2 protein-coding genes and 1 pseudogene are annotated in these 2,531 nt (G+C 71.0%); all 3 read right to left on the minus strand.

Going from position 1 to position 2,531, the window contains the following annotated elements:
- Nucleotides 1-435, minus strand: a pseudogene (locus VFW79_RS06565) (type II secretion system protein GspE); the annotation flags it as partial.
- A 117-nt stretch (nucleotides 436-552) separates the two neighbouring features.
- Nucleotides 553-1,470: a shikimate dehydrogenase gene (locus VFW79_RS06570; protein ID WP_329676519.1), complete on the minus strand. Its 918-nt coding sequence runs from the start codon at nucleotides 1,468-1,470 to the stop codon at nucleotides 553-555.
- The coding region (gene mltG / locus VFW79_RS06575) for an endolytic transglycosylase MltG (protein ID WP_329676520.1) at nucleotides 1,467-2,531 on the minus strand (1,065 nt) is incomplete at its 5' end. The genes mltG and VFW79_RS06570, both read right to left, overlap by 4 nt.

Below are 2,531 nucleotides of genomic sequence, written 5' to 3' on the forward strand. Positions count from 1 at the left end.
CTCCATCTCGCCGTCGGAACGGCAGTACCGGTCGATCGCCCGCGCGAGGTTCTCGAAGGTCGCGACGACCGGCGTCACGGGCATCCGCGACATCGTCCGGACGTCGTCGACCGCCACGACGTTGCCGGGGTCGGCCGTGGCGAGGATCAGGGTGCCGTTCTGGATCGCGATCGGCAGCACGGTGTACCGCCGGCACAGCGCGGCGGGCACCGTCGCGACCGCCATGCGGTCCACCGGATAGTCGTCGAGGTCGATGAACTCCATGCCGACCTGCCGCGCGAGTGCCGCGACGAGCTGACCCTCGGACAGGACCCCGATCTCGACGAGGGTGCGGCCCAGCGACTGCCCGCGTGCCACCTGCTCGTCCAGCGCCGCCATGAGCTGACCCTCGGTGACCAGCCCCTCGTCCAGCAGGATCTCGCCCAGTGCCTTCACGGTGGGTCCTCTCGTCACGGTGCTGTGCTCCGACCGCACAGGTGCCACCCTCAACCAGATCGGCACGCAAACGGGTGAAGGTAAGCATCCACGACGTGTTTCGGCGGACGGGTTCCGTCAGGGTCGCGGTGCGAGTGCCTCGTGCGCGCTGCCCTGCTCGAGCGCCTCGGCCAGCGCTGCCGACATCGCGTCGACCGGGCCCGCGCGGCCCGTCATGAGCCGCACCTGCTCGGCGGCCTGGTGCAGCAGCATGCGCTCACCGCCGACGACGACTCCCCCGGCCCGCGTCCACGCGGCAGCGAGAGCCGTGGGGCGCGGGTCGTAGGCCACGTCGAGGAGGACACCATGGGGCTCGACGGCACCGTGCTCGGAGGCGCTCGCTGCGAGCTGTGCCGCGACGGGGTCGGCGGCGTGCGGCGGCAGCGTCGAGACGACGAGGTCGGCCGACGTGATCTCGTGAGCCGCGGTGTCCGAGCTCACATACCGCGGCTCGACACCCATCCGGTGGGCAGCGCGCATGAGGCCGCCGATGCGGCCGAGCGAGCGCACGTACACGACCGGCGTCGTGCACCCGAGCTGCGCGAGTGCAGCCAAGGTCGAGGCCGCCGTCGCGCCGCCACCGAGCACCGCCGCGGTCCGCCGGACCGAGGCGACGGGTCCTGGCCCGAGAGCCTCCCCCAGCGCAGTGACGATCCCGTACACGTCGGTGTTGGCACCGGTGAGCACCGGGCGTCCGCGACCGGCTTGGACCAGCACGGTGTTGACGGCGCCCACGACCTCGGCGAGCGGCTCGATGTGGTCGAGCAGCCCGATGACCGACTGCTTGAGCGGCATGGTCAGGCTGAGGCCGGCCCACTCCCCCGTGAGCGACTCGAGGAACGCCGGCAGCTGCTCCTCGGTGACGTCGACGGCGTCGTACCGCCACGAGTCCAGCCCGAGCGCCGCGTAGGCGGCGCGATGCAGCACCGGGGAGAGCGAGTGCGCGATCGGGTGTCCCAGGACGGCGGCCCGCCGTCCTGCGCTCGCCTCGGTCACTTCCCGTTGGCCTTCTGCCACGCTCTCAGCTCGGCGACGTTCACGTTGTGCTCGGCGAGCGTCGTGGCGAACTTGGTCTCACCGGTGTCGAGGTTGACCGCCGTCCAGAACAGCCAGTCCCCCGGCGTCGGGGTGAGGACCGCGTCGATCGACGCCTCGCTCGGCGAGTCGATCGGGTGCGGCGGGAGGCCGACCCGGTTCTCGAGGTTGAACGGGTTGTCGACCAGCTTGTCGTCGTTCGTCAACGACGTACCTGGTTTGCCCAGCCCGTACGCGAGCGAGGCGTCGATCTGCAGGTGCATGTCGATGTCCAGCCGGTTCTGGATCGCCTGGGCGATCTTCGCGCGGTCCTCGGGCGACTTGCCCTCCTCCTCGACGAGCGAGGCACGGATGAGCGTGTCCTCCCACTTCGCCTGGGGAACCTGCTTGGCAGTGAGCACCGCAACGGTCTTGGCCACCATCGGCGCGAGCACCGAGCTCGCCGTGGCGCCCGGCTCGACCTGGTACGTGAGCGGGAACAGCCAGCCCTCGAGCTGGCCGCCCGCCTCGGCGGGCAGTCCGAGAGCAGCGGTGTCCGCGGCGGCAGCGTCGAGGTCGGCGGCGGGGATGCCGGTGGCGGTGGAGATCTTGGCCAGGATCTCCTTGACCGAGAGCCCCTCCTGGATCGTCACCTTGAACGAGACCCGGCTCGTCGGGTTGAGCAGCGCCGAGACGGCGTCCGACGCCTTCATCTGTGTGAAGAGCCGATACGTCCCGGGCTGGATCCCGGCCGCGGCCGGGTTGGCGTTGAACGCCTTTGTGAACGCGCCCGCGGTCGCGACGACGTCGGCCTTCGCGAGAGTCGCACCGATCGCGGCGCCGCTGTCCCCCGCCGCGATGACGATGTCGACCGACCCCTGGCCTGGCCCCGGGTAGTCGCTGACGGCCTTCTGGGAGCTCGTCGGGGAGAAGTCGATCCCGAGCACGCTGATCACCACGTACGCCGCCCCACCCACGAGCGCGAGAGCCATGAGCAGAACCACCAGGCTCCGGCGGCGGCGGCTGCGGCGCTCCTTGAGCTT

It is taken from the genome of Cellulomonas sp., assembly GCF_036279715.1.
GTDB lineage: Bacteria > Actinomycetota > Actinomycetes > Actinomycetales > Cellulomonadaceae > Cellulomonas_A.